Here is a 3,569-nt window from a genome sequence, read left to right as displayed (position 1 = left end):
TTCGACGGCATTGGCAGCGCCGCCGACGCCTGGGCCGCCAATCAAGCCCTGATCGTGGACCCGAACGGCGTGATCTACTTTTCCGACGCGTTCAACATCCGCGCCATCGACTCGAGCCGCCGCGCACGAACGCTCGCCGGTGCGGCTGCGCAGCCTTCGGACGGAACCAGTAGCGGGGGCGCGGTGGACGGCCCGGCGGCCAGCGCACGTTTTTCCAACGTGGCGGGCCTGGCCCGGGCGGCGAACGGCGACCTGTACGCGTCGGATTCGCAGAACTACGCCATCCGCCGCATCGACGCTGCCGGCAACGTCAGCACCTACGCCGGGGTGCTGGGACAGCGCGGCACGGTGGACGGTGCCGCCACCGCGGCCCGCTTCACCCTGCCGCTCGATCTGTCGAGGGCGCCGGACGGCACGCTCTGGTTGCTCGACGGCGGCCGGAACACGACGCCGACGGTGCGCCGCGTCGCAGCCGACGGCAGCGTCAGCACGCTGCCCACGCTGGCGCGGCGGCTGACCGTCGACCCGGCGGGGACGATCTACGTCATGTCCGAACAGGGCGACCTGGCGAGCCTGGACCCGACCAGCGGTGCGTTGACGGTGCTGGTGCGCGTCGGTGCACGGCTAACCTTGGGCAGCGATCCGCTGCTGGGCCCGGGCAGCGGCGGCCTGGGCTTCACCGCGGTCGGCATCAAACAACTGGTGCTGATCTCGGACGGCCAGCTGATCAGGGTGACGCTGCCGTGAGCTGAGCCTGGGCGGTGCGGCCGCGCCGGTTGCCAAGGGCAGCCAGGTGGCCCGGCCGGACCCTCAGAACCTCATGCGCCGAACTTCGTTGGCCCGCGGTGGCACGGCGACTAAGGTCGAGTTGCCGATTCGCATCGGCTCTCTCCTCGTCTCAATCGTGGGCTCCGGGGGCAACCCGGTGACTTGACCCTGCCCCCGGCAACGGCGGCAGGGTCTCTTTTGTCCGGGACGCGCGCCGGCCTCAGATCGTGGCCAGCGCCTGCGCCAGGTCGGCGCGCAGGTCTTCCAGGTCCTCGATGCCCACCGACAGCCGCACCAGGCTGTCGCCTATGCCCAGCGCCGCGCGTGTCTCGGCCGGGATCGTCGCGTGGGTCATGATCGCCGGGTGCTCTATCAGGCTCTCGACGCCGCCCAGGCTCTCGGCGAGCGCGAAGATGCGCACCGCTTCCAGGAAGCGGCGCGAGCCGGCCAGGTCGGTCGCCAGGTCCAGCGAGATCATGCCGCCGAAGCCGTGCATCTGGCGCCGCGCCAGCTCGTGCTGCGGGTGCGAGGGCAGGCCGGGGTAGTGCACCCGCGCCACCTGCGGCTGCTCCTCCAGCCAGCGCGCCAGTTCCAGCGCGTTGTGGTTGTGGCGCTCGACCCGCAGTGCCAGCGTCTTCACGCCGCGCAGCGCCAGGAAGCTGTCGAAAGGCCCGGCAATCGCGCCGACCGCGTTCTGCAGGAAAGCCAGGCGCTCGCGCACCGGCGCCAGCGCCTCGCCGCGGCCGACGACGGCGACGCCGCCGATGACGTCGCTGTGGCCGTTCAGGTACTTGGTCGCCGAGTGCACGACGATGTCGAAACCCAGCTCCAGCGGGCGCTGGTTGAAGGGGCTGGCGAAAGTGTTGTCGGCGGCGGCCAGCAGGCCGTGTTCGTGGGCGATGGCCGCGAGCGCCCGCAGGTCGGCGAGCTTGAGCAGCGGGTTCGTCGGCGTCTCCACCCACAGCAGCCGCGTCTGCGGTGTGATCGCCGCGCGCAGCGCCTCGGGGTCGCGCAGGTCGACGTAGCTGAAGCTGAGCCCGGCGCTGTGGCGGCGCACCTTGTCGAACAGGCGGAAGCTGCCGCCGTAGACGTCGTCGCCGCTGATCACGTGCGAGCCGGCCGGCAGCAGTTCCAGCACGGTGGCGATCGCCGCCAGCCCGCTGGCGAAGGCGCAGGCCTGCTCGCCGCCTTCGAGGTCGGCGACGGCGCGCTCCCAGGCCCAGCGTGTCGGGTTGTGCGAACGCCCGTAGTCCAGGCCTTTGTGCACGCCGGGGCTGCTCTGCACGTAGGTGGAGGTGGCGTAGATCGGCTGCATGATCGCGCCGGTCGAGGGGTCGGGCGACTGGCCGCCGTGGATGGTGCGGGTGGCGAACGCGAGTTCGCGCTTCGGGTCTCGGTCTGTGCTCATCGGGGGTTCAGGCGAGCTGGCGCCGCAGGTGGTTCAGCAGGTCGAAGCGGGTGACGAGGCCGTGAAAGCCGCGGTCGTCGGCGATGATGGCCACCAGGCCGCGCGCCAGCACCGCACGCAGCTCGGCCAGCGGCGCCGACGCCGGCAGCGTCTGCAGCGCGTCGCTCATCGCGCTGCGCACCGGCCGGCGCAGGGCTTCGGCGTCGGCCTGGGCGGCCAGCAGCAGGTCGGATTCGTCGAGCACGCCGACCAGGCGTTCGCCGTCGAGCACCGGCAGCTGCGAGACCTCGGCCAGGCGCATGCGCTGGAAGGCGATCAGCAGCGTGTCCTCGGGGCCGACGCTGACGACGCCGCCGTCTTCAAAGCGGCGCGAGATCAGGTCGCGCAGGTCGCCGAAACGTGGCCGCGCCAGCAGGCCCTGGTCGATCATCCACTGGTCGTTGTAGACCTTGGACAGGTAGCGCGTGCCGGTGTCGCAGACGATGGTCAGCACACGTTTGGGCGTGGTCTGCTGGTGGCACCAGCGCAGCGCCGCGGCCAGCAGGGTGCCGGTGGACGAGCCGCCGGAGATGCCTTCGCGGCGCAGCAGCTCGCGCGCGGCGGCGAAGCTCTCTTCGTCGGGGATGGAAAACGCCGACTTCACCGAGCTGAAGTCGGCGATTGCCGGGATGAAGTCCTCGCCTATGCCTTCGACCGCCCAAGAGCCGGCGTTGCCGACGACGCCGGACTTGACGTAGTCGGCGAGGATGGAGCCCACCGGGTCGGCGAGCACGAACTCGAGCTCGGGCTGCACCTTGCGGAAGTAGCGCGACAGCCCGGTCAGCGTGCCAGAGGAGCCGACGCCGACGACGATGGCATCCAGCTCGTGCCCCGTCTGGGCCCAGATCTCGGGGCCGGTTCCGGTCTCGTGCGCCAGCGGGTTGGCGGGGTTGTTGAACTGGTCGGCGAAATACGAGCCCGGGATGCCGGCGGCGATGCGTGCGGCCAGGTCCTGGTAGTACTCGGGGTGGCCCTTGCCGACGTCGGAGCGTGTCACGTGCACCGTCGCGCCCAGCGCCTTCAGGTGCAGCACCTTCTCGGTCGCCATCTTGTCGGGCACGACGAGCACCACCTTGTAGCCCTTGGCGCGCGCCACCAGCGCCAGCCCCAGGCCGGTGTTGCCGGCGGTGGCTTCGACGACGGTGCCGCCGGGCTGGAGCCGGCCGTCGCGCTCGGCGGCCTCGATCATCGCGACGCCGATGCGGTCCTTGATCGAGCCGCCCGGGTTCTGCGACTCCAGTTTCAGGAACAGCGTGCAGCAGCCGGTGTCCAGGCGCGAAACGCGCACCAGCGGCGTGTTGCCGATGAGGTCGAGAACGGCGGGGCGCGACGCGCGGTCGCGGCCGGGGCGGGG

General features: G+C 71.3%; 2 protein-coding genes and 1 pseudogene. 1 reads left to right on the top strand and 2 read right to left on the bottom strand.

From position 1 onward, the window contains the following. Window positions 1-747 (top strand): annotated as a pseudogene (locus CKO43_RS25135) (hypothetical protein); the annotation flags it as partial. A 241-nt stretch (window positions 748-988) separates the two neighbouring features. On the opposite strand, the gene CKO43_RS25130 reads toward CKO43_RS25135, so the two are convergent. Then, a complete protein-coding gene (locus tag CKO43_RS25130; protein WP_200380378.1) occupies window positions 989-2,176 on the bottom strand; it encodes a trans-sulfuration enzyme family protein in 1,188 nt (395 codons plus the stop codon). Between the two features lie 7 nt (window positions 2,177-2,183). Next, on the bottom strand, window positions 2,184-3,569 hold a 1,386-nt coding region (locus tag CKO43_RS25125), incomplete at its 5' end, for a pyridoxal-phosphate dependent enzyme (RefSeq protein ID WP_242481401.1).

The sequence above is a fragment of the Rubrivivax gelatinosus genome (assembly GCF_016583785.1).
Lineage (GTDB): Bacteria > Pseudomonadota > Gammaproteobacteria > Burkholderiales > Burkholderiaceae_C > Rubrivivax > Rubrivivax gelatinosus_B.
The sequence above is the reverse complement of the archived record's forward strand: the minus strand, read 5'-3'. Positions and strand labels throughout refer to the sequence as shown.

Bases quoted from the DNA above. Each gene is read 5' to 3' on its own strand.
- CKO43_RS25130 (WP_200380378.1), bottom strand. From the start codon at position 2,176: ATGAGCACAGACCGAGACCCGAAGCGCGAACTCGCGTTCGCCACCCGC.